The following is a 25,331-nucleotide window of genomic DNA, read 5'->3' on the forward strand; positions in this document are numbered from 1 at the left end:
GTGTAAACCCTCTACGAATTCATAGCGTTATATGATGGGTTATCAAGTGAGTAACTTGGTTTTATTGTCAAAAAGCTTTTTCATTTAATGTTTCTTTCAATTATTTTAAAAGCATTTATAAAACCTAATACATTCAAACACTAATGAGGAGTAAAGTTAATGGAATTAAGGGAAATAGAATACTTTTTGGCTATTTGTGATGAATTACATTTTACAAGAGCAGCAGAAAAATTAGGAATATCACAACCTGCTTTAAGCCGTCAAATGAGAGCCTTTGAAGATAAATTAGGAGTTCGTTTATTTGATCGCTTAGGTAAAAAAATTGCTATTACTGAAGCGGGAAAAATTTTAAAAGAAGAATCCGATAAAATATTTTCCAATATAGAATTTATCTATGAACAAATTGGAGAGCTTCAAAAAGTAAAAAGAGGAAAATTGGTTGTTGGAGTAATGTCTGGGGAGTTAAGTAAGTTGGCTTCTCTAGTATTCTTAGAGCTTCACAGAATGCATCCTTATTTACAAATGAAGATCATTAAGTTAGATAATATTGAAGAAAAAGTTATTCAAAATGAAATCGATATAGCTTTGACACTCTTGCCTTTAGAAAATGAACAGTTAAAAAGTATCCCTTTATATAATGAAGAATTATATTTAGCAGTTTCTTTTGACCATCATTGGGCAAAAAAGGATATTGTTGAATTTGAAGAAATCAAAGATATTCCACTTGTTTTATGTCCAAATAATTACAATTGCCGAAAATTTATTAATGAAGTCGCTACGTCTAAGGGATTTGACATTCAACCAATCATAGAATTAAATGATGCTCATTCTATTTTAAGTATAGTGAAAGCTGGTATTGGAGCTACTATACTTCCCAATACTCTTCTCGCTTCGGCGAATACTGAATCACTTAAAGTTATTAAAATAGTAAATCCTATAATTAGTAAGGAAGTTGCTATTGTACATCACAAAGAAAAGTATATTGGCGCTGCAGCTAGAAATTTCATAGACTTGTTGCTTTCACATTTGAATGAAAAAGGTCTTTATGTAGGAGATACTGAAGATTCCTTAATAAAATCCTGACAGCTTATACAAAAAAACATTCCCCACTTCATGAAGTAAGGAATGTTTTTTTAATGAAGTTTCTTACTGTTGATGTTTAGGTAATTTCAATCGCTGAACACTGCCACCTTGTGTGCCGACAAACAAGTATTCCTCGTCCGGAGAAAGTTGAAGTGTTATAGCATCTCTATTTTCGAGATCCTTGGAAAGATTTGTCCAAGTTTTTCCTCCATCCACACTTTTTAACACACCTCGACCTCCTTTAAGTAGTCCTGATTCATAAAAAGAACCTGAGGCTGCATAAACAGTATTATGCTGAGTAGGTGAAACGATAATATCATTTACATACATATTGAGTTCAGCAGTACCCGCACCTTTTGCCATTTCTAAAGTTTTTCCACCGTCACTACTAATATATAGATGGTTTCCTCCGAGTATTAGATGGCTTGGATTGTGTGAATCAATTGCAATACTGCTTATAGGAACGTTTTGAATTTTTTCAAATGTCTGACCCATATCTTTAGACAAGAATAGACCATCGTTTCCACCTGCCCAAATCCTGTTTGGATCATGAGGATCAGCGGATGTTAAAGCTGTAAATTTGTGTTCCTGCTTAATCTTTTTCCAAGTCTCTCCAGCGTCCTTACTAATATAGATTCCTAATTCATTAGTTCCTGGAATTGTATAAGAAATAACGATTTGCTTGGAGTCGGCCGGGTTAATCAGCATAGCAGTTGGGACTCCACTATCTACAAATTTTTGATCCCATTTTTCTCCGCCATCTTTACTTTGATATACATTCATAGTCCCAATCGCACTATAGCGTATTTTGTAAACTACATTCGATTCTGTTGGAGAAGTAGCAATTTTAAACACTTGCTCTCCAAATCTACCTTCACCTTCCGCAGCACCCCATTCTGAATCAATCTTGTTTTGAAGAGGTAATGCTGTCATGTATGTGTTGGAGTCAGTTCCAGCAAGTAACTGATATCCTTTAGAATTCCGCGTAATAGCCAAGTCATAAACCGTTGCCCCAGGAATACCGATTCGTTTATATGATTTACCTTTATCCTGAGTTCCATATATCCCTGCTTGTTCAGAAGATACATAAATTGGTCGGTTACCTTTAGGAGAAGACTTACCACCTAACGCAAAATCGATTTCAAATGAGTTATACCCAGGAAGAGGTTTTTTCCATGTTTCCCAAGTTTTTCCTTTATCGTGACTAACCAATATTCCATCATAGGCTGTCCCTACATAAATATCACCCTCAAGAATTTCTAAACGAGATACATTATTAAATGGTAGATCGGAGTGTGTTAGCTCCTTCCAATCTTTCCCATTATTATATGAAGCATACAATCCACCACCGAAAGTACTAGTAACTAAGAGATTTCCATCTCCTACAATCTCTTTTGTAGTTCTATAAGGAAATGGTGGCTGATACAATAGTTCAGATGTAGCTGAACCAGAGAATACATCTTTAAATACGTAAAGCCCTTCATAACCTGCTGAAATATATAAGTTGTTATTTAGTAGTTTAGCTTTAGTAAGCATTCCCCACCAACCAGGTAGCTGCACCCAATTTAATCCTCTGTCCGTGCTGACATATACTTCATTCCTCGAAATAGCAATCAACTTTTGCCCACTATTATCAATTTGTAAATCAGATATTTCTATATCCGGAAAAGATAATGTCTTCCATGATTTTCCTCCGTCTTGGCTGGCTACTATTTTACCAGTATAAGTTAGATCATTGTATTTTGAATTAATTGCCACATATATATTTTTTTCATCTGTTGGATCAACCACTAGATTAGTTGCTACTCCTCCAGCTACAGGGAAATTTCGATACTCATGCCAAGTTTCTGCCTTATCTTCAGTATGGAATAAAGATAGAGTAGATGAAGGTAAAACTGTCATGTTCTTAGCATTTTTCAAATCTATATTCATCAGTCCTGCATTAGAGTATGGCCCAATAGAATTCCAGGTTGAAGCGTTTTCATTTTCCTTTGGTAATTTTTCCAAAAAGCTAGAACCTATTATTGTTGAATTATCATTTGTAGAATTTTTGACAATCGTACTTGCATCAATCCGATATATTCCTACTTCATTTGTTGGAACATTCGCTTTCCACCAACGTTCATGATCTAATACAGCTGTCACTTCAATTGTTTTCCCACTTGGAGGATGTACTGTGACTTTAGGAGCTTGTGTCAGATTAACCGGGCTGTAAATATATGCTGTTGTGTTTTCTACAGTTGATCCAACTGGATCAGGAGATGCAGTAATTTTGAAATGTCTTGCAATTAACTTGTATGGCACGCGTATATGCTGCGATCCTTTTGCAGATTGGATATTACCTTCTACCCAACCTGAGATATTCGTATCTTGATCCGGACGTTTCAAATTAATATTCAACCCAACATTTACCTGTTGACCTGGATTAATATGAATATGTGAAGGGTTCACCGTTACTTTAGCTCCGGATTTTGTATCCTCTTTAACGGAGAAATCCATATCAACCGGTACATCTCCTGGATTATTTAGAGTTAATGATGCGTTTCTATTAATCTCAGAGTCTTTTAAATCAGCTAATCCTAAATTTAATACATTCGGAGAGGCTATTACATTGGTTTCCGCTGCCGCCTTTACATCAAGTCTTCCTGTCCCTTGTGTAAGCACATCATATGATGCTAGTGGCTTAGCAGTCTCTTTTAATGCGCCTGAAATTTCACTAGCATTCCATGACGGCTTAAGTTGTTTCAGAAGTGCAGCTGCACCCGCCACATGAGGAGCAGCCATGCTTGTCCCGCTTAATCTTGTATAACCTGAATCATTAGTATCTGTCTTAATGTAGGTCGAATTAATTTCGACGCCTGGAGCTACTAAATCAGGTTTAGCTCGTAATTCAGAATTACCGCGCGAACTAAAATTTGCTATTTGATCCGTTATGTCTTTGCCTGAAATCGTAATCTTAACAGGTCCTTTTGCCAAATAAGTCTTTAATTCCCCAGCTTTTGTTCCATTAATTTTCATAGAAACTAACGATTCTAACTGGCCGTCTTCAGTAGAACCTGTCATGAATTGATGTTGTGTTTGTAAATCTTCATAAGAGTTGGATGTATATTGACTTGGAAGTGTATCCCCTAATTTAAAAACAGGTCCAACTTGCTCGGGCTCGAAAAAGATCGCAGCGGCTGCCCCTTTATTTTGTGCAGTAATTGCCTCTGTACGCCCATCTGAACCGAAAGGTAATTGAATTAGGACAATTTTTCCTTTTACATCTAACCCGTTATAATTTTCAACTCCACCATTTCCAACATCTATCAAATCGCTGGTAATTGCTGTTTCAGGAGGATTAGCTGTAAACCCAAGGCGAGTTACGGATAAATTCTCGTCAATTGGTGCTACAATCTTCGCGTCAGGTACTTTGATACCACTTACACTTGCACCGACAGCAAGTACACCTTCAGCCATTGCTGGGGCACCAATAGTACCATATCCAGGTCCTGCATTCCCTGCTGCAGCGACGACAACCACACCGGCATCAACAGCATTTTGAGCAGCTTGTGAGATTGGATCATTTCCATCACCAGGTCCACTTAAGCTCATATTAATGACATCAGCCGGAAATGGATTGTCCGGTGAAATGGCCGCTTCAATTCCTGCAATAATATTAGATGTAGTTCCTGATCCGTTATTATCTAAAACCTTATAGGCTGTGATCGAGGCGTCAGGAGCCACACCTGTCAATTTTCCATGCGCAGCAATGATGCCTGCGACATGGGTACCATGTCCATAGTCATCCATAGGATCATTATCATTGTTGACAAAATCATATCCACCAACTACTTTATGCCCTGGACCAAACGCTCCGCCAAGGTCAGGATGATCATAGTCTACACCTGTGTCGATCACAGCGACTGTGACACCTTTTCCAGTAACTTCTTGATTATTCTGGTCGTGCTTAGACCAAACATCGGGAGCACCAATCAATGGGACACTATTGGTTAAGTCTGAGTGATATTGTTGATCCTGATAGACCGCTTTTACTCCAGGAAGTGTACGCAATTTATCAACTTTGTTTTTAGGTACTTGTAATGAAATTCCATTGAATGTGAAAGTATAGTCGTTAGTCTTTTTGAATGGAATCATTTTTCCCTTTATTTCGTCTAACACTTTCCCATGTGACTGTTTTAAACTTTCAATTTGATCTTTTAACTTTCTTTCTGTTGTCCTGGATAAAGATCCTATATGATCTGATTTCTGCATAATTTGAATCGCAGGGGTATCTTCCATTTCAACTATAACGCGTGTCATCGCATCATCTGGATTAGTCTCTTGTGCCTTACCAATTTTAGGATCAAAAGTAAATTGGGAATTTAGGACTAATAAAGCTGAAGCAAAAATACAAGTTGAAGTTCCTACATTAAACGACCTAGTTCTTTTTTTCATCGATTGCATCACCTTTAACAAAAATTTCATTTTAGGATAGCGGAATTAAACCTCTATAAATAGGGGGATTTAGACTATTTAAAATGTTAAGATAATTATATAGTGATATATTTTTATGGTAAATGACATTATCGTTATCATAATGATTCATTTTTGTTATCAATAAAAAAGATTGGCAACAAAACTATTTCAACAAAACAAAAAACCTGTTCCGATACAGGAACAGGTTTAATGACTGTTAGATTAATTTGATAAATCCAGAATTAATTACTCATATTATTAATAACATTATTTGGATTATATATCGAATAATGATCCAATACAATTTGTTTTTTTAATGGAAAAACAAATTTTAGCTTTTTTGATCCAATTGAATAAGTAAGTATTTTTTCCTTATTTGAAGTAGTAACTTCTGAACTAGGTGAACCAAAATAATTTTTTATATTATTAATAGATAAAGATTTTAATTGAGGATCAAAAGAGCGTAATTCAAATATTAAATGTCCTTTTTGATATCCAACTACTACATTTCTCTTTGTATATGTGTTGTATGTTCCTTTAGCAGCCGCCACATATACACTACTGTCTTCTTTTCCCCATTTTTCTCTTACCTGGTCATTATTGGAATTCATTACATTAAATTCTGCATTGATTATTTTTCCTTCATTGGCCTTCGTCGAAATATTTTTTAAAAGTAAGTACTGCTTATTACTAGTTTCATTGTTATAAGTAACAGCTTTCTTAATTTGTTTATTTAAATTTGTCACATTTACAGTTTGAACTTTATTATTGTTAAGTTTATATTTTTGTTTTAAAGATAGAATTTTATAGACACTTTTATTGATTGTGTCTTCTGATATTTTATGATTTTCAACTGCTGTATAGATGCTATTGTAAATGGTTTTAACATTTCCATTTCCATGTCCTATCAATATAATATTACTTCCGGCATTAATAGAGGTAACTGCTGCGTTACTTAAGTTATAGTGTTTAGCTATAGCGCCCATTGACATATCATCAGTTATGACTACCCCATTATATCCATATTGTTTTCGTAAAAGATCTGTTATCACTGACTTTGACATAGAAGCTGGATATTTAGAATCTACTTTCTTTACTAATATATGAGCTACCATCACCATATCTGCATGATTTTTGATTGCATTATTGAATGGAACTAACTCAAATTTTTTTAAACTTGAAAGGTCTTTATTCACTATAGGGAGTTCTAAATGAGAATCTACTGAAGTATCCCCATGCCCAGGGAAATGTTTTATGACAGGAATTGTGTTTCCTTTATGAATTCCATCCATCATTCCAATACCCATGTTTGAAACGATACTTGAATTTGTACCAAACGAACGATCTCCAATTACTGTATTTTTAGGATTACTTTGTATATCTAATACAGGTGAAAAATCAGTATTGAATCCAAAGGATGATAGCTCTTTTGAAATCATATTACCTATATTATATGAATATTGCATATTATTTTTATTTCCAATCGTTCTTGCAGAAGGTGTATTTAAAACTACTGAAGGCATTCGATTTACCCTACCGCCTTCTTGATCGACAGAGATAAATAAAGGAACCTTGTTATTTTTATTGTAAGTTTTTATTCCATTTGTTAAATTAACTAACTGACTTGGACTTTTAATATTAGTTCCAAATAGTATTACGCCGCCTAATTTATAATTTTTTAAAAGAGTATCTGCATTACTTGATGTTGTTCCGTCAAAACCAGCGATAATCATTTGTCCGATTTTTTCTTTAAGAGTTAGTTTATTTAGTTCATCAAGTATCGGGTCAGTTTTTGAAACAATTACATTTTTTTTAAACTTAGATACTGTGTTATTCTGACTTTCAATTGCCGTACTTTCATTTTTTTTAGCTTTAACTTCTATACTACCAGATAATAATATAAAACTACTAATAGCAATCAGTGATAATTTTATAATATTGTTTTTCATAATTTCACCTCTAAATTCAATATGATGAAAATGTCAATACTGTCTTCGAAAAAATCATAGCAAATAAATGTTTCAAAATTATAAACTTTTTGTATCAAATCTATCATTTAATACAAAGCTTTGATCCAGAAACTGTGTAATAAAAGTTGCACCACATCATCTCAATTACTGTGGCTATTTGAGAATATTCGTTCTTAATTAGAAAAACTCCATTAACCCTCTACAAAAGAAAGGATTTTCTCTATTTTTCTATATTCTAGAAATAGCTGCAATTATTCTCCCCTCATGAATATATTTATAACATTTTGAGAAAGAACGCAATTAAAAATTTTCTAATTCGTTCTTAATTAATAAATAATAAATAATAAGCATTTTTTAATCTATCTATAATTTGGGTTAATAATTGTTCAATAAATATTTTTTATTTATTATCTACAAATAGTTTTTTAGTTTAGTTCACCAATATTAATAAATCAATAAATCCTCTTGCTGCTTTCCCAATATATTTTTGCTTATGATAGACAATGATTACTTTAAAAATAGAGGGATTTTTAATTCTTATTGCTTTCAATTGTCTATTATTATCAAGATTGAAAAGAGTAGCAAAAAGAATGGAAGCTCCCTTCCCTGCAATCACTGCTTTAATTATCGCCTTGTATCAGTAGTTTCAATCAAAGGCTTGAGTACAATTCCTTTAGAACCAAAACGTCAACTAATCACTGTCTAAAACAGTGACCATTAGGATATAAGATAAGTGGAAAATTTTGAATTTCGTCTAAATCAATTTCGTTTTGATTAGTTAAAACATGATATGATTGTACAACCATGAAAAATTCTTCTTTATATAAAAATATTTGATTATACTTTTCATCCGGAGGTGTCATAATAGTCAAGGCTAAGTCTAATTTATTTTGTTTTACTTTTCTAGTACTTCATGAAATTGATAAAACTGTAATTGTACATGAGGATACATAGAATGAAACTCTAATAAAACCGAGGATGCTATATGACTTAGATCACCAGACAAGGCACCTATCACTAATTTTCCTCTATTCATTAATTGAAGTTCTTGAATTTGATTCTTTGCACTAGTAAGCGTATCGTATACTTTTCTACCATGCTCAAATAATATTGTACCTGCTTCAGTATGTGAAATTTTTTACCTATTCGATCAAAATGAGGAACACCTATTTCATCTTCTAAAATTTTTATTTGGTAACTCAAGGTAGGTTGTCCAATACCTAGCTTATCTGCTGTTTTTGTAAAGTGCATTTCATCGCAAATTGCCAAAAAATATTCTAATTGTTTCAATTCCATAGTTTTTCACCATCTTTGTCATTTTCATATTCTGTATATGGAACGATTTTTCTTGTTTTTCTTACAATCTGCAAATACTTAATAACTTAAATTTATAAACTTTTTAAAAGTCATATTAATATCTGATAAATTCTGTAAAAACTATGATATTTCTATTTTAAACATATCATATTAGTTCTTAATTTCTCAAAAAAGGCAATTCACAAAAGATACCACCGTAAATTATATTTACTCCTAATCGACTTCCTAATTATTCTCAATTATGTTATAACTATTCTGATAAATTAACAATATAATATTTTAGATGATAATGATTAATATATTAGATGATTTAAAAATAATATATATAATTTGATTTTTGCGATGGTAAAAAGGACAAACTCACTTTTGGACCCATTATTGAACCCAGTGTAAATATTCCCCTCTCTCTATTGGACTAACTCTAACTTTTCTGGAAATCTTTAATCTTTTTTTCCTTTTAAATTCTTTCATAAAATTTGGCAATAAAAATACCCCGTAATGTTAGATTGAAACTAACTTACGGGGGAGACCTTAAAAACATAACTATTCTGTATCTGACACGATTATCTAAATATCAATTATACAAAGTAATCTTTATGGTTTTACAATAACTGGTATAATTATTTTAAATCCATCATATTCCGCAATGATTACAGCGGCTCCTTCTGACTTTGTTAGGATCTTATGATCAGCGGTCACTTCTGCTACTTCCGGATTGGAACTAATCCATTTGACATCAGCTGTAACGTCTTTTATCGTTCCATCGCTTATCATAGCATTAATGACTACCTCATTTATTGAACCTACTGAATTTACAATATAACCAGGTGAGGAACTTATCCCCCTAGTAAATGTAGGATACTTAGCTACAACTTCAACATCAATTGTCTTTGACATTCCAAAAACAGTAGCAGTTATTGTCGTTTTTCCAACAGAGTGAGCGATGAGATGCCCATCAGCAGAAATCGTTGCAACCGATTCGTCCGCCACCGTCAATTTTGCTTTGCTATTAAGATTATAACAATCACAATTTCCATCTCTGCCTGGACGACCAAAGAATCCATTAATTGAGATGTCAGTGGACTTATTAGGTTCTAAAATTACATTGCTTTTCCATTTATCGTTTTCAGCCCAATATAAATCTACAGGCTTAGTGTTTCTTACCCAAATAGCATCTCTCAAACCATAATAATTGAACCAGATGTATGCTTCACCAGGGCCGACCCATGTAATGACTCCGTTCTGGTCAACAGTTGCTACACTTTCGTCGGAAGATTCCCATTTCCCTTCTGTATCAACCTGAACGATATTATGATCTGTATATTCAGCAAACGCGTTCGCATCAATAGTTCCTTCTTCAGGGTGTAAGATCATCCCATTGCTAGTAGTAGTTAACGCTTCTACTATCTTACCTGCTTCAGGCTGTAATATCATCCCCGAGCCAACAATTCCTACTAAATTTACTGGTCCAGCTTGATCTTGTACTTTTACTGGAATTTTAATAGAAGAGAAACCTGCAATTGTTGCACTAACCGTCGTTTTTCCAGTATTCATTCCAATAAATTTCCCGTCTTTAACACTTACAACTGTAGGATTTCCTGTTGTCCACTGGATTGAGTTCGATATCTCCCTTTGAGTTCCATCATTGTATTGAGCAAAAACATGTACTGGATAAAGCTTATCTTTTTGAACAACAACATCCAATGAGGAAACAAGTAAGGACTCAATTTTTAAATCTTTAATTGATGCATCATTCCCAGAAAGGATTGAAACATTTAAGATTTTTGTGCTTGTGCCGTAATCGATAAGTACCTGTGTTGTTCCTGCAGCTACTGCTGTAAGAACACCATTCTTAACTGTAACTTTGTCTGGGTCTAATGATGTGAATCTTGTGTCTGATGTAACGTCAGCCGTTGAACCATCCTTATATTTTGCTTTTACAGAGAACGAATGCGTGTGCTCAGATAAACTAAAGGAGATGTCATTTTCACTAGGAATCAGATCAACAATTTTATTTGCAAAATCTTTAGAAGGTTCATTTGAAACGACAATTGAAACCTGCTTTGAGTATCCAGAGCTATCTACGGTAATGATTGTTGTACCAGTGCCTACAGCAGTAAGCAGGCCATACTTATTTACTTTAACAACATCAGGATTAGATGATTTATATACAGCATATGAAGTCGAATTTGATCTGTCTGAATAGGTCGTTTTTACCGCTAATTGCTGCTGTTGATTTACTACCATATTTTTCATATCTGGTGTAACAGAAATTGATTCAGGGTTTGGAGCCTGCTTCTGACCGTCTTTATCCGTAACTGCCACCGGGATATCTACAGAGTAACGAAAATTATCATAGAAAGCATGCATAACAGTTGTGCCACTCAATTGACCAATAACCTTTGGTGCTCCACCATATTTTCGCTGAGTTGAAGCTACTTTGGAATTGTCAGAGTAAAATTCAACGGAACCTGAGACATCCTCCGTGCTTCCATCACTGTAAATCGCTGTTATTGCAACTGGCGCTTCATTTCCTACACCTAAAGAGAGATTTGATGGAGAAGCTGTCAAACCAATCACTCTTGGAGTAGTAAGCTTATTGGTGACAGTAACCTCAATTTTAACTGGAGGAAGAACATCTGAACGATAGGAAGCTGTCACAATGGTTTTACCGGTCTTACGTGCAATGATATATCCTGAATCAGTAACCGTTGCAATGCTGTTATCATCGACGGTCCATTTGACATCATAAGGATTTACATTTTCACTTAAGAGAATACCACCTTCTGATATTCCGTTAGTGAATACTTCGGTTAAATTAACAGGCAAATTTTGACCTGGCAATAATTCAACTGTAGGTTCATCAGTTACAAGCTTTGTAGGCTTAACAACATTAACAAGTACAGCACCAACCAACTTATCATATTTAAAATAAATATATGCTTGTCCTATTCCAACTGGGGTAATCTGACCATCATTACTAACGGTAGCTACATTTCGATCTGTCGTTGTCCAACTTCCTGAAGAAGTAACCTCTTTATTCCCCACCCAGGGGTTCTTTGCAGAGGCTCTTACTTGAACCGGCTTATCAGAGGTTTCTAACCTAAAACTGTCAGCCGAAAGGTACAGCCCCGTTACATTTTCAGGAATATCTCTTATCGAAGCAAAGAAGTTTATTTGTGGAAAATTTGCATAAGTTACCTTCATTGGAACATTACCTGGTGATATTCCTTTTATTACGCCCTTTTCAACCTTTGCAATCGACGGATCTCCTGATTCCCATTTAGCTAATTTCGTTACGTCTTCCATCGAACCATCGTTATAAAGCGCTTTCAAAGCGATCGGACGCTCTTGCCCTTCATCTATGTAGGTAATTTGTTCAGCCTCTAAAACAAGCGATACAATTTTTTTACTTTCTGAAGGATTTGACAATTGACTTAAAACTAGTGCACTTTTCTTAACATTTACTTCAACATTTAAAACTGCATTACCAAGACTGAATTGTACATTGGTAGATCCAACATTTACTGCTGTTAGTCTTCCAGTTTCAATAGTTACAACTTTTTCATCTAGTGATGTCCATTTTCCTTCCGCTGTAACATCTGCTTTACTACCATCCTTATACTCTGCTTCAATCTTTAAATCGTGGTGACCTTGAGAAAGAGAGAGCGAGACTGTTGATTCACTCGGAATGAGTTTTACAATCTCCTTCGTTGATGGGCTATTAGTTGCTCCAACTGCCTTTTCAGTTGAGGCAAAAACCAAACTACTGAATAGAGACATAAATAGGGTTAGTACGAGTGTTAAAGATGTAATACGTTTTGTCATTTTTGTTCTCATTTGTTAACCTCCATATTTTGCTGCTGTTTGTTTCTATTTTTCAGATCATCTAATGTTTTCTTATGCATCACCTCTAACGTAAATTGCATTTTAGGATAGTGGAATTAAACCATTAATTTAAAACGGTGAAATTTAGACTATTCAAAATGTTAAGGTTATTATATGGTGATTTTTTTTTTTTGGAAATGACATTCTCGTTATCATAATGATTCATTTCAGTTATCAATATAAGAAGAATGAGGCAAGATTTTAGGAGGAAAATTGGATATGTGATTATTTCAACTATAAAATTTGATTTGAATTCTAACAGCTTCAATTTAGATCTAATAAAAAAACCACCTTTCTAAGGTGGTTTTAAATATACTTCCGATGACTATTCTTCCCAGATAACTTAACAACACTGACTTCCCTTCAATATCCGTCTCAAAATTAACGCCTCTACCCGATAACTGATGAATATATGGATTTACTTTTTCAACATATTTCATATCTGCCTGAGTCTTATCATATGAATGCATTTAATAAAGCTCGCCATTTTTTAAATAGTCCCTATCTTGAACTATTATATATGGGATTCCACCATTTACCCTGCTTATAACAATCTGATCTCGATCTGCTTCCCACGCTTTATTTATATTATTTAGTCTTTAAAACTAGTTCAGCAACATATGAGGTGTTGATGAGTTATAGTAAAAGTAAATACACTAAACAACTTCAAAAGCAAATGAACCCAGTTGGTTTTTAAAGGAATCTTTCTAGATATTGATTGTCAACATGCTGAAGTTTTATTGAACTCACTCTAATTAATCGGTTGTTTTTGTTTCAAATTCTTTAATTGTGGCATATGGGCTAAACACCTTCCCATCATATTAATTTCATTACAGTTTTCCCGAATACCTTTTATTAACAGTCAAAATTGCCACTCACCAATTTACGGAGTTTGATAACTTACTTCTTCTAAAACCTCGTAGTTTGACTAGTCAAATTGTTTAAATAAAATGCAAAGATAATGATTTAAATACTCCCACAATTTGATCAAGCTTCCTTTTGTTCCTCAAAACCTTGGTTGACTACCTTTTTATTATTTAAGAAACGTGATAATTCAAATGTTGTAATACTTGCAAACACAACACTTAACGCACTGAACAATGTAATTGAAGATAATGATATTTGCCCCACGATTACTCCACCTAAACCTGCACTATCCGCAAAACCTAGTTGCATCATCGATTGGTTCAGACCTAGCAACATATCTGAGGATTCTGGTGATAGCGTTGGTAAATTATATTGCTGAGTTGCACCTATTGAACAGCCTGCAAATGACCAAACTGTCAATATAATAAGTACTGCAATAATTGAATGTGATATGAATGAAAGTACGACAATAGACGTTAAGTTTACAAGTAACCCTCTTTTTAATGTGAAAATTATGCCTCTTTTATCTGCACTTAAGCCACCTAATATTGAGCCAAATAAGCTTGCAACTCCAAGAACAAGTAAAGTAATGCTTAAAAGATGATCACTCATACCTACAGTATTTACAAGGAATGGAGATAAATAAGTAAAAATAATCCCGTACCCTGTCATTGAGAAGAAGGTGATTGACAATGCTAAAGCAATTTTTGGTTTTTTGAACATACAATTTGTCTCGTTAAAGGGACTGAAGCATCACCATTCATTTTTGGAATTGTGTTTAAAACAATAAAAATGACAAGTAAAACTAATAATGCAATACCGATAAATACAAATTTCCAGCCATACGTAGATGTAATAAAACGTCCAAGAGGAACGCCAATGATTAATGAAGCAGTAAATCCCATGTGAACTGTTGCTATTGAACTGGCCTTTTTATTAGCAGGTGCAATCTTTGTTGCGATATTTAAAATTGTAACGACTGCTACACCTGTACTTAAAGCCATAATAATGCGAGCAATTATAAAAAATCCATACCCTGGAACAATCACTGAAAGTAAATTTCCTACCATAAAAACAAATAACGCATAGATCAGTAATTTTCGTCTTTCCATTTTAACCGTTAATACCAGTAATATAGGTGTACCGATGGCATAGGGCTAATGAAAAGACTGTAATTAATTGACCAGCCAATTGACACTCCTAGAGCCTCTGCCATTGTAAGCCAAGTTTCAAAAAGCCCAGTAGTTCGGGAACTACTGGGCTTTCGTTTGTGTTATCTAAATATGTTATACCTTCTTCTTAAAGCCGAATCTTACAAGTATTGCCGCTGCTTGGCCTCGAGTAATGAAATCACGCGGAGCAAGCTTGCCGTCTCCCATTCCCTGCATCCAACCCTCCTGTAGCGCATACAGGATCGCTAAATTAGCCCATACAGCAACATCTCCGCCATCCTTGAATATCGCTAAGAGGTCGTCATTTCCTCCTTCAAGTACAACCCCGCCGCTCTAACAATCATAAGAATGGCTTCCTGAAGGGTAACCGGATCATTTGGAAGCAAGAGGCTCTCGTCTCCCTGCACCCAGCCGCCTCTTCTACATCCTTTTAGAACCTGTCAATCGCCTGATTGGCCATTTCTGGGTTTAATGTACCAACCCCAATAATGACACATCCCAATATTTTCGGACTAATTGATGCATCGTTTTCCATCTGCAAGCACTCGATCAAATTGCATAATCGATGGGTGAATCATTGTTGCACCCGCTTCCTTAAATGCCTCAACAAATGTACGAATGGCCATTTCTGGATCTTCCCACATGTAATTTGGTAATCTGCTTTAAAAGCAGAGAATCGGATCATTGTTCGTTCTGTACCGATTGCGTCGATAACTGCTTTAATTACTTCCTTCATTAACGTTAATCTTTGAGCAAGGTCACCACCATATTTGTCTGTACGATGATTTGTTATATCTGAATTAAATTGGTCAATCAAGTATCCATGCGCACCACTTGTCATCAATTTTATCGAATCCAAAATTCATTTAATAGTATCTTTTCTGTTTGTGGCATTGTAATCCCTATATGCCAACATCCCAATCCAGCTAAATCAAATTCTTTTACTAGATGGAATTTTGCAAGTAAACTTCGAGGATCCTCAAACCATACCTCATGCTGTGTACCATTTTTATCAATATAACGAAATGCTGGTGCCGAAGCCTCCCTATCATAGTAGACTTGACTTTCATATTTCTTATACATTTTCATCGCATTTTGTGTGGAATATGCACTCCCTTTTCGGATATCACCTGTAATTGGCCAATCGTATGCATATTGAGGAATACCAAGTAATATTTTTGACCTTGGGACAACAGATACAGCGTATTTTAAAGTTTTTTTTACATTTTCTATTGGAGCTATTGGACCTGAAGTACTGCTTGACCAATGCCAGTTATACGCCATTAAAAACATCCTATCAACATATTTTCCAATTGTTTTATAATCATAAGCATTATAGTATCTAGGAATATTATCATCTTCTTTAGGAGGCATTGCTATTAATAATTCCATTTTTGAACGATGCAGCTTAAATGACAATTCTTTAATAAATTGATTTATGTATGCTCGATCTTTTGGTTTAACCATTTCTAAATCTATATTGATTCCTTTATAGTCATTTCTATCCAATAATGTATAGATATTTGTAATTAGTTTTTTACGTAAAGTTTTATTACTGATTAGACTATGTATTAAATTTGGATCATAACCTTTTTCGCTAATATTAGTTAATGTCGCATAAGGTTTAATACCTTTTATCCAAGCTTGTTTAATCGCACCATTTTCTTTTACTCTAATCAAATTTCCTTGTTTAGTTGGATGATATTCGAATATAAAAATACTGGTTAAAGTTCTTTTATAATGGCTCAACATCCAATAATTCGATATTTTATTCTTTGGTATAAAATAAGTCCCTGTCCATATTTTCTTTTTTGAAATAGACGGAATCAACAAATTTTGTCCTGGTATTACATAGTCACTTGTAAGCTTATTTTTGGTTTTCAATTGTTTAACACTTATCGAATTTCGGTAGGCAATATCCCATAAAGTTTCATCCGCTCTTACAAAATATGTTTCCCCAGGCATTATCAATGCTTGACCAATAACAAGTTTATCATTTTTTTCTAGTCCATTTAAGTTGGCAAAGTTTTTTACATTTAGTTTGTACTGTGCGGAAATTTTATTTAAACTATCTCCTGGTTTAACCTCATATATAACTAATGCCAAAGTTTGTATGGATGGAGATAAAAACAAAAATAATAAAGTAAACAGGATGATTAAGAACTTATTAAGCATGAATACCTCCTTATACATTCCGAAGTATAGAATTTTTTATTAATTTAACTTCACCTAATATATCATTTGCTTAATTTGAAAATTTTACTTAATACTATTTGACCAGTTACAGTTGATTATTGACATTAACTAAATTCGCTTATTTTCGGATCTCGGATGTCTCGTTTTTTCGCAGGAGTCTCGCGTGGTCTAATTTTCAAACTCCACTTTTATATAAATTTTTAATAATTAATTTTATTGAGTGTTATTTTGAGTATAGTTGGAGTATGAATTTTCTATACTATCGATATGAATATGGTACTTATAATTATTAGATGAGGTGATTTTGAATGGTCGTATTATTTACGTCGAAAGCTACTACTTCTGGTGGTCGTGAAGGAAGTGTTAAATCAGATGATGGTTTAATAGATTTACAATTAACAACGCCCAATACAAATACTAACAAAGTTGGCTCTAATCCTGAACAACTATTTGCAGCTGGATATTCGGCATGTTTTGATGGTGCATTAAACTTTATCGCTAAGAAAAATAAGCAAAAAATTGAATCATCAATTACAGCGGAAGTTAGTTTATTAAAAGATGATACAGAAAGTCCTTTTTCTCTAGCAGTTACGTTAAATGCACAAATTAAAGGTGTTCCTCAAGATGTTGCAGTAGAGCTTGTGAAAGAAGCGCATGGTTTTTGTCCTTATTCGAAAGCATTAAAGGGCAATGTTGATGTTAAGTTGAAAGTTTTAGTTATCGAATAGTTATCAGTAAAAAAGATCTTTTCTAAAGCTTATAGCTAGTTATCAGTAAAAAAGATCTTTTCTAAAGCTTATAGCATGACTAAAAAATTTATTTACTTACATTTCCGTGAAAAAATTCCTTATTATTATTTGTCAGGAAAATAAAAGAGCTAATCGAACACTTGTCGAATAGCTCTTTTATATTTATCGATTTGCATTTTTAACCCATTCTGCCACAGTAACGGTGCGTTTTGCTTGATGTTTTACAGTTGCTTGTACAGCATAAAAGTCCTCAACCATTTTACCATTCTGGTCAATAGTAACACTGGTTCCATATGGGTTTCCACCAGCTCCAAAGATAACTGGATCAGTATAGCCAGGGGTCACAACGGATAGCTCCCCAATGGTGCATTGTTGTATATAACGATAATATGGTTGCCTCTTGACCACCGTGAGGGTTTTGAGCAGAAGTCATCGCACTTACAACTTTATTTACAAGTTTTCCGTTAAACCAAAATCCACCTGTTGTATATAAGAACTGCTTCATTTGAGATGGCATGTTTCCGAATCGCGTCGGGACAATGAAAATGATTGCGTCTGCCCAGTCTAAATCTTTTAGGGAAACCATTGGAATACATACTGCGACTTCTTCGGAAAAGTGCTTCCAAGCAGGATTTGAATCAATTACTGTTTGTGGAGCCAATTCTTCAACTTTTAAGATATTGACCTCTGCACCAGTTTCTTTTGCCCCTTCTAAAGCCCATTGTGACAACGGATAATTTGTTCCTGTTGAACTATAACAGATAATTGCAAGATTTACTTTGACATCGTCTTTCTCCGAAAAAAAGAAACTAAATTTTTATACTAAAATTTCCTAATGATTATTCTGTTTGTGTAATTTTTACTAATACATTAAAATTCAACATGCTTAACAAAAAATAATCAAAGTTTTTATTAATTAGCTTTTTTAAATCTGCTAACCCTGTGCATTCTATTCCAACTCTATTCTTTCTCTATTCAATTAATCTCGTAAGCTATAATTCTATTATTTAAAATTTAAATGGTGACTTTTGATTTTCTATACCCACTTTTTCAATATTAAAAAGTTTTATGAATAAATCGATATCTATATTAGAATCCTTAGAAATAGCCAAATCTTTCATAACCTTTATAGGATCTCTTAAGAATTGATTTACAATACTACTAAAATGTTTATTTATTACTTTCAAGTCATGCTCCGATAAATTTGGAAGTTTATTCTTAATACTTTCTTGTGTTTCTAGTTGAATAGATGATGCCTTTTTGTTTAGTGCTGAAATTACTGGAACAATATCCAATAAATTGACCCAGTTTTTATATTCAATGAGTTCCCCTTCTATCATGTCCATAATTTTTTGAGAAGCTTTTTTTCTTTCCATTAAATTCGAATTAACAATAACTCGAAGATCATCAATGTTATATAAAAAAATGTTTTCTATTTCATCTATTTTAGGGTCAATATTACGCGGTACAGTTAAGTCAATGAAATATATAGGCTTCACTTTTCGAAACTTGCTATCCTTCATAACCATCTCTCGTGTAATCAGGTATTCTTCTGAAGAAGTCGAGCATATTATTAAATCCGATTCCATCATTGTATTCAGCAGTTCATGAAACGGCTTAACTTCAACGGAATAACGATTTGCTAGTATTCTTGCATTTTCAAATGATCGATTAATAACTGTAACTCTGTTTGCTCCATTTCCTTGGAGATTTTTACAAGCAAGCTCTGCCATTTGCCCCGCCCCTAGAATTAATATCGATGTATTATTTAGAGTCTTAAAAATCTTCTTTGCTAATTCAATTGCGGCATAACTAACGGATACTGCTTTAGCCCCAATTTCTGTATCAGTATGTGCTCGTTTTCCAAGTGTAACTGCTTTTTTAAATGAATGATTAAATACGGTACCCGTTGTCTTTTCTCTTTGAGCTAACAAAAAACTAGTACGAACTTGTCCTAAAATCTGGGTTTCACCTAGGATTAATGAGTCTAAACCGCATGTTACTTTATATAAATGTTCAATGGCTAAACCTTGTTCATAAAAGAACAAATAAGAAATGAGTTCTTTTTTTTCAATGTTAAACCATTCTGCAATAAAATCTGTCACTTCATTTTTCCCTATATTAGATTCACTAACAACTGCATATATTTCAGTGCGGTTACAAGTTGATAAAATGACATTTTCAATGATACTTGACATTTGTTGTAATGATTTCATTGCAATTGCGGATTCCGATGGATTAAACGTAAATTTTTCTCTAATTTTAACAGGAGCTGTTCTATAGTTTAAACCAACAACTAAAATATGCATTTTTATCCCCTTTTTTTCCCTTTCTTTAATTGCTATGTGGTTATCAATTGAGTATTAAATAATTAAAGAAGAGCGATCATATCTTGATCCGCTCTTCTGTTAATAATTATTGATTTGCTTTTTTCACCCATTCAGCCACTTTAACTGTACGTTTTGCCTGATGTTTAACAGCAGCTTCTACATCCTCAATCATTTTTCCATCTTGACCAACAGTAACACTAGTTCCATATGGATTACCGCCTGCTCCAAATGTTACAGGATCTGTATATCCAGGAGCAGCGACAATTGCACCCCAATGATACATTGTTGTATACAGTGATAGAATTGTTGCTTCTTGCCCTCCATGTGGATTTTGAGCTGAAGTCATTGCACTTACAACTTTATTAACAAGTTTTCCATTGAACCATAGACCACCGGTTGTATCCAAAAACTGTTTCATTTGTGCTGGCATATTACCAAAACGTGTAGGGACACTAAAAATAATTGCATCAGCCCATTCTAAGTCATCTAACTTTACTTCTTGTACATCTTTAGTAGCCTCAATATGAGCTTTCCAAGCTGGATTGCCTTCTATTACTGATTGTGGAGCAAGTTCTGGGACTTTTAATACTCTTACTTCTGCCCCAGCTTCTTTCGCTCCTTCTTCAGCCCATTTTGAAAGCTGATAATTTGTTCCACCCATACTGTAGTAAATCACTGCTAATTTTACATTCGTCATTTTTTTATTCTCCTTATCAGATGCATTTCCAAATAATTTGGATAAGAAACCCATATATACCACCTATTATGCCTTTCTTTTATTTTTTACATTATTTATTTGAAGTAATATTCTGATACCAGTTTGCCGCAGACTCGGCTTCTTGCATGGTTAGTTGATGACCTTGATTCTCCCAATGAAGTTCTACATTTGCATTAGCCTTTTCTAATAAAGATTTTAATTCAGCCGATTCCATTGGAGAGCAAATTGGATCATTTGTACCAGCAGCAATAAATACTGTTTTACCAGATAAGTCTGGAAGTTCAATTCCTTTTCTCGGTACCATAGGATGATGAAGAATTGCACCTTTTAATGCATTTTGATAGTGAAATAATAAACTTGCAGCTATATTCGCTCCATTTGAGTATCCTAATGCAATAATATTATTTCGGTCGAAACCATACTTTTTTGCTGCATCATCAAGAAATTCATTTAATTCTTTTGTTCGGAAAATAAGGTCTTCTTCATCAAAAACCCCTTCAGCTAACCTTTTAAAAAATCTTGGCATTCCATTTTCCAATATATTTCCACGAACGCTTAATACTGAAGCTTCATCGTCAATTATTCCTGCAAGAGGTATAAGGTCTAATTCATTACCCCCAGTACCATGAAGTAACAGTAATGTTGGCTTTGTTGGATTATGACCTTTATTGAATATATGTTTCATTGTTTTTCTCCCTCCAGAGCACGAACCACTAGGTGTGGTATGGTTTCTTCTATTTCTTCTCTTTTTGAATCTAACCAAGATGGCAGCATAAGTTTTTTCCAAGTTCGTCTTTATGTTCATCTATCTTAAATCCTGGTGGATCTAATGCAATTTGAAAGAGGATGCCCCCTTCTTCATGAAAATAGATTGCTTTGAAATAATTTCGATCTAGAACTTCTGTTGGATTATAACCGTTTTCTTTAAGCAACTTTCTCCAGCTAAGAAGATCCCTTTCATCCTTTGCTCTCCATGCTATATGGTGAACAGTTCCTTCTCTCATTAATCATTCATCATCCCGTCTTTTGCAACTTAGTCTCTCCATTTCATAAAAGGGATAGATTTTAAAAGGAATTGAATTATTAAGGTCTTTTGATTTCAAACATTTTCACCGATTGTTGTGTAATTATTCCCAGACAATGAAGCTGGTTCGATTGAAAGCAAAGAAATCAATCCAGCTTCAAATAATCAGTCAAGTTCTCTTACTTGTATTGGTAGCAAAATTTGCTCAATTTTTGATCTATGAGGTTCATACTGTGATGGCAACATCAATTTTTCACCCATTGTTTCTTGAGATTCATCATGAGCAAACCCTGGTGGATCTGTCGCAATTTCGAATAGAATTTCACCATGTTCTCTAAAGTAAATGGCATTAAAATAATTTCTGTCTTGAACAGGAGTAACACCATATCCATTGGATGAAACGTATTTTTTCCATTCCAATTGATCCTTGTCATCACTAGCTCGCCATGCAATGTGGTGTACTGTTCCAACACCCATTTGACCATGTCCACTACGAGTTAATTTTACGTCGATAATATTTCCAATATCCGCAGTAGAACGATATCGAGCAAAGTCACCTTCTTTACCAACTAATTCAAGTCCCATTACTTTTTCTAACAATTCAGCTGTTTTGTTAGGCTGGGTTGAATATAAAGTTGCTCCACCAAAACCTTTGATAGCAACCTCAGGTGTTACTTCACCGAATGTCCAAGTATTAATTTCACCTTCTTCTCTTTCAACAATTTCCATGTGAAGTCCGTGTGGATCATCGAATAGTAAATATTGTTCTCCAAAGCGATTTATAATCGTAAAAGGAACATTGAATTTTTCTAGTCTATTTTTCCAAAATTCCATAGCCCCTTTTGGAACAACATATGAAGTAACTCCTACTTGACCGTCACCAATGATTCCTTTATGAGCTCTTGCCCAAGGGAAGAACGTAATAATTGTTCCTGGTTTTCCCCCTTCATTACCAAAATAAAGGTGATAAGTACCTGGATCATCAAAATTGACTGTTTGCTTAACCATACGCAACCCTAAAATTCCTGCATAAAAATCTACATTTTCCTGAGGATCTCCAACAATTGCTGTGATATGATGAATACCCATTGTTTTCTTACTCATTTTTCAACTCTCCTTTTAAATTAAAGATCTAGTTATTTAAAGAAACTTGATAATTGTATTTTGTGCTTAGTCGATTAATTAAAATCTAGTTAAAATATTTCATGTTTAAGAATTATTAATTCGAGATATTTTAGAATAAAAATGTATCTAAAGCATATTTACCAGGACCGGTTAAAACTACACTAATAGCAACTACTAGTAAAGTTAAGTTATATTCATATCCATTTGATGTTGCCCATATTCCGTTCGGCCCATGAACCTTAATAATCGCCATTCCCATAGTTCCAGCAATCAAAATTCCTGCTACAGGGGTTAAAAGTCCTAAAGCAAACAATATTCCACCAATAAATTCTGCTAAACCCGCGATTAGAGCCATTGTTACTCCTGGTTTCATGCCAATAGATTCAAACCATCCACCAGTTCCTTTCAATCCATATCCACCGAACCAACTAAATAATTTTTGAGCACCATGCCCGATGAACAATATACCAATCACCAAGCGAATCATTAATAAACCAATATTTATCATTTTAAATCCTCCTAAAATATATATATCTTGAAATCGAGATAAAATAGTAAAAAAATTTTAAGTTTAAACTTTATTTCTTACTTTTTTCAAAAGCTTCACAAAAGTATCAGTCTCGTTAAAATCTAATGAATCAAACATATTATTTATGAAATCATTGTATTTCGGCATAATTTCGTTCATCAATTCATTACCTTCATCTGTTAATATCACATGTATTACTCGGCGATCATCTGGACATGGAATTCTGCATAATAATTCTCTTTGTTCAAGCTTATCTATAACATAAGTCATCGAACCACTTGAGACCAATATTGAATTTCCGATTTGTTGAATTGTTTGTTTTTCTTTTTGATATAGTACTTCTAAAACAGAAAACTCAGTTATGCTTAAATTGTATTTTGCCATTTCGTCCTTTATTCGGTCATGAATTGCTTTAGAAGTTTGCATTAATAGTAGAAAAGGTAGATGTTTGCATTTTTTCTCCAATAATTTCACCTCCTGAAATTTATTTCAAATTAAAATATCTTTAATACGAGATAATATTAATACTTATTATTTTTTTTGTCAATAACCTTTTATATTTTTGGAGTTAAATAAAAATTATTAAGCCACATACCCACTTTTGTGGTGATTACATAGATAGCTCACAATTTTTTGTGTTTAAACACCACCTTTTAAGATTAATGGTAGAAAGTAAACTAATTAAAAAGAAGTATGCGATTTTCACAAGTAAAATTCTTTAGTATCTCAATATAGTAAGTTGGGAAGAATTACTAAGATCCCTATTACTACTCCTGAGTTGTTATATCTATATTCAATAGTTTATTATGAGAATGAGCAGTTTTTTATTCGGTTTTTCTCTTAATTAAATTAAGTCAAAGTAATACGCTCTTTTGAATGTTTTGATAACATCTACTCTAAGTAAAAATAAATTAGTACATTAAATAATATCATCTAGAATAGAGAGAAGTGAAATTATGGAATTAAGAGAATTGGAATACTTTATAGCTATTTGTGAAGAATTACATTTTACAAGGGCAGCAGAGAAATTAGGAATTTCACAACCTGCTTTAAGCCGTCAAATGAGAGCCCTAGAAGATAGATTAGGGGTTCGTTTATTTGATCGCTTAGGTAAAAAAATCGCCATTACAGAAGCTGGTAAAATTCTACAAGAAGAATCCGAAAAAATATTCTCTAATATAAAATATATCTATGAACAAATTGGAGAGCTTCAAAAAGTAAAAAGGGGTAAACTGATCATTGGTGCAATGTCGGAAGAGTTAAGTCAGCTTGCGTCTGTAATTTTCCTAGAGATTCATCGAATGCATCCCTATTTACAAATGAAGATCATTATGTCAGATAATATTGAGGATAGAGTTATTCAAAATGAAATCGACATAGCATTGACACACATGCCTTTAGAGAATGAACAGTTAACAAATATCCCTTTATATAATGAAGAATTTTATTTAGTTGTTCCTTTTGACCATCATTTAGCTGAAAGAGAAAAAGTTGATTTTGAAGAGATTAAGGACATTCAACTTGTCCTAAGTCCTAAAAACCACAATTGCCGAAAATTAATTGATGATGCCGCTACATCTATGGGATTTGTCTTCAAGCCAATCATAGAATTAACTGATGTAAATTCCATTTTGAGTATAGTAAAAGCAGGTATTGGATCTACCATACTTCCCAATACTCTTCTCACTTCGGAGAATTCTGAAACCCTTAAAGTAATTAAAATAGTGAATCCTGTAATTACTAAGGAAATTGCTATTGTACATCATAAAGAAAAGTATATTGGATCTGCTGCTAGAAATTTTATTGACTTGTTAGTTGCATATGTAAACTTGACAAGTCTTGATGTAGGAGGAACTGAAAATATTTTGATTAATTCATAAAAGTTCATATAAAAAAACTCCCCTT

At 33.6% G+C, this 25,331-nt stretch carries 18 protein-coding genes and 3 pseudogenes; 3 read left to right on the plus strand and 18 right to left on the minus strand.

The window, feature by feature from the left end:
- Positions 1-159: 159 nt before the first annotated feature.
- Positions 160-1,083: a LysR family transcriptional regulator gene (locus tag COE53_RS09815; RefSeq protein WP_098947925.1), complete on the plus strand. Its 924-nt coding sequence runs from the start codon at positions 160-162 to the stop codon at positions 1,081-1,083.
- A 63-nt stretch (positions 1,084-1,146) separates the two neighbouring features.
- Here COE53_RS09815 and COE53_RS09820 read toward each other — a convergent pair whose 3' ends face one another.
- The 10 genes and pseudogenes from COE53_RS09820 to COE53_RS09875 form a co-directional block, all read right to left on the minus strand.
- On the minus strand, positions 1,147-5,520 hold the full coding sequence (locus tag COE53_RS09820) for a S8 family serine peptidase (protein WP_180242406.1): 4,374 nt from the start codon (positions 5,518-5,520) through the stop codon (positions 1,147-1,149).
- A gap of 263 nt (positions 5,521-5,783) precedes the next feature.
- The gene (gene nagZ / locus COE53_RS09825) at positions 5,784-7,490 is read right to left on the minus strand and encodes a beta-N-acetylhexosaminidase (RefSeq protein ID WP_098947929.1); all 1,707 of its coding nucleotides are present in this window, start codon (positions 7,488-7,490) and stop codon (positions 5,784-5,786) included.
- 716 nt (positions 7,491-8,206) lie between these two features.
- Positions 8,207-8,404 (minus strand): annotated as a pseudogene (locus COE53_RS24480) (LysR family transcriptional regulator substrate-binding protein); the annotation flags it as partial.
- A gap of 142 nt (positions 8,405-8,546) precedes the next feature.
- Positions 8,547-8,807, minus strand: a complete 261-nt coding sequence (locus COE53_RS09840; RefSeq protein WP_098947935.1) for a helix-turn-helix domain-containing protein — start codon at positions 8,805-8,807, stop codon at positions 8,547-8,549.
- A 615-nt stretch (positions 8,808-9,422) separates the two neighbouring features.
- Positions 9,423-12,668 (minus strand): Ig-like domain-containing protein, encoded by a 3,246-nt coding sequence (locus COE53_RS09845; RefSeq protein WP_098947938.1) that lies wholly within the window; start codon positions 12,666-12,668, stop codon positions 9,423-9,425.
- A gap of 1,035 nt (positions 12,669-13,703) precedes the next feature.
- Positions 13,704-14,306 (minus strand): MFS transporter, encoded by a 603-nt coding sequence (locus tag COE53_RS09855; protein ID WP_098947943.1) that lies wholly within the window; start codon positions 14,304-14,306, stop codon positions 13,704-13,706.
- Positions 14,279-14,731 (minus strand): MFS transporter, encoded by a 453-nt coding sequence (locus COE53_RS09860; protein WP_286162558.1) that lies wholly within the window; start codon positions 14,729-14,731, stop codon positions 14,279-14,281. The genes COE53_RS09855 and COE53_RS09860 overlap by 28 nt, the downstream gene beginning before the upstream one ends.
- Positions 14,732-14,869: 138 nt before the next feature.
- A complete protein-coding gene (locus COE53_RS09865) occupies positions 14,870-15,043 on the minus strand; it encodes an S-layer homology domain-containing protein (protein WP_098947947.1) in 174 nt (57 codons plus the stop codon).
- A 154-nt stretch (positions 15,044-15,197) separates the two neighbouring features.
- Positions 15,198-15,587, minus strand: a pseudogene (locus COE53_RS09870) (oxidoreductase); the annotation flags it as partial.
- Positions 15,588-15,601: 14 nt separating this feature from the next.
- Positions 15,602-16,930 (minus strand): glycosyl hydrolase family 18 protein, encoded by a 1,329-nt coding sequence (locus COE53_RS09875; RefSeq protein WP_098947949.1) that lies wholly within the window; start codon positions 16,928-16,930, stop codon positions 15,602-15,604.
- A 329-nt stretch (positions 16,931-17,259) separates the two neighbouring features.
- Between COE53_RS09875 and COE53_RS09880 the strand changes: the two genes are divergently transcribed.
- Positions 17,260-17,679, plus strand: a complete 420-nt coding sequence (locus COE53_RS09880; protein WP_098234057.1) for an organic hydroperoxide resistance protein — start codon at positions 17,260-17,262, stop codon at positions 17,677-17,679.
- A 183-nt stretch (positions 17,680-17,862) separates the two neighbouring features.
- On the opposite strand, the pseudogene wrbA (COE53_RS09885) reads toward COE53_RS09880, so the two are convergent.
- The 8 genes and pseudogenes from wrbA (COE53_RS09885) to COE53_RS09920 form a co-directional block, all read right to left on the minus strand.
- Positions 17,863-18,466, minus strand: a pseudogene (wrbA, locus tag COE53_RS09885) (NAD(P)H:quinone oxidoreductase type IV).
- Between the two features lie 241 nt (positions 18,467-18,707).
- Positions 18,708-20,009: a glutamyl-tRNA reductase gene (gene hemA / locus COE53_RS09890; protein ID WP_098947951.1), complete on the minus strand. Its 1,302-nt coding sequence runs from the start codon at positions 20,007-20,009 to the stop codon at positions 18,708-18,710.
- A gap of 106 nt (positions 20,010-20,115) precedes the next feature.
- Positions 20,116-20,781 (minus strand): NAD(P)H:quinone oxidoreductase, encoded by a 666-nt coding sequence (gene wrbA, locus COE53_RS09895; RefSeq protein WP_098947953.1) that lies wholly within the window; start codon positions 20,779-20,781, stop codon positions 20,116-20,118.
- Between the two features lie 37 nt (positions 20,782-20,818).
- Entirely contained in the window at positions 20,819-21,433 is a 615-nt protein-coding gene (locus tag COE53_RS09900) for an alpha/beta hydrolase (RefSeq protein ID WP_098234061.1), read from the minus strand.
- 70 nt (positions 21,434-21,503) lie between these two features.
- Entirely contained in the window at positions 21,504-21,752 is a 249-nt protein-coding gene (locus tag COE53_RS09905; protein WP_286162555.1) for a VOC family protein, read from the minus strand.
- A gap of 185 nt (positions 21,753-21,937) precedes the next feature.
- Positions 21,938-22,876: a ring-cleaving dioxygenase gene (locus tag COE53_RS09910; protein ID WP_098947955.1), complete on the minus strand. Its 939-nt coding sequence runs from the start codon at positions 22,874-22,876 to the stop codon at positions 21,938-21,940.
- Positions 22,877-23,006: 130 nt separating this feature from the next.
- Positions 23,007-23,405: a DoxX family protein gene (locus tag COE53_RS09915; protein WP_098234063.1), complete on the minus strand. Its 399-nt coding sequence runs from the start codon at positions 23,403-23,405 to the stop codon at positions 23,007-23,009.
- Positions 23,406-23,468: 63 nt separating this feature from the next.
- Entirely contained in the window at positions 23,469-23,900 is a 432-nt protein-coding gene (locus COE53_RS09920; RefSeq protein ID WP_353616538.1) for a MarR family winged helix-turn-helix transcriptional regulator, read from the minus strand.
- Positions 23,901-24,382: 482 nt separating this feature from the next.
- Between COE53_RS09920 and COE53_RS09925 the strand changes: the two genes are divergently transcribed.
- Positions 24,383-25,306, plus strand: a complete 924-nt coding sequence (locus tag COE53_RS09925) for a LysR family transcriptional regulator (protein WP_098947957.1) — start codon at positions 24,383-24,385, stop codon at positions 25,304-25,306.
- Positions 25,307-25,331 lie beyond the last annotated feature (25 nt).

Source organism: Bacillus sp. AFS029533 (assembly GCF_002585125.1).
GTDB classification, from domain to species: Bacteria; Bacillota; Bacilli; order Bacillales; family Bacillaceae_G; genus Gottfriedia; species Gottfriedia luciferensis_B.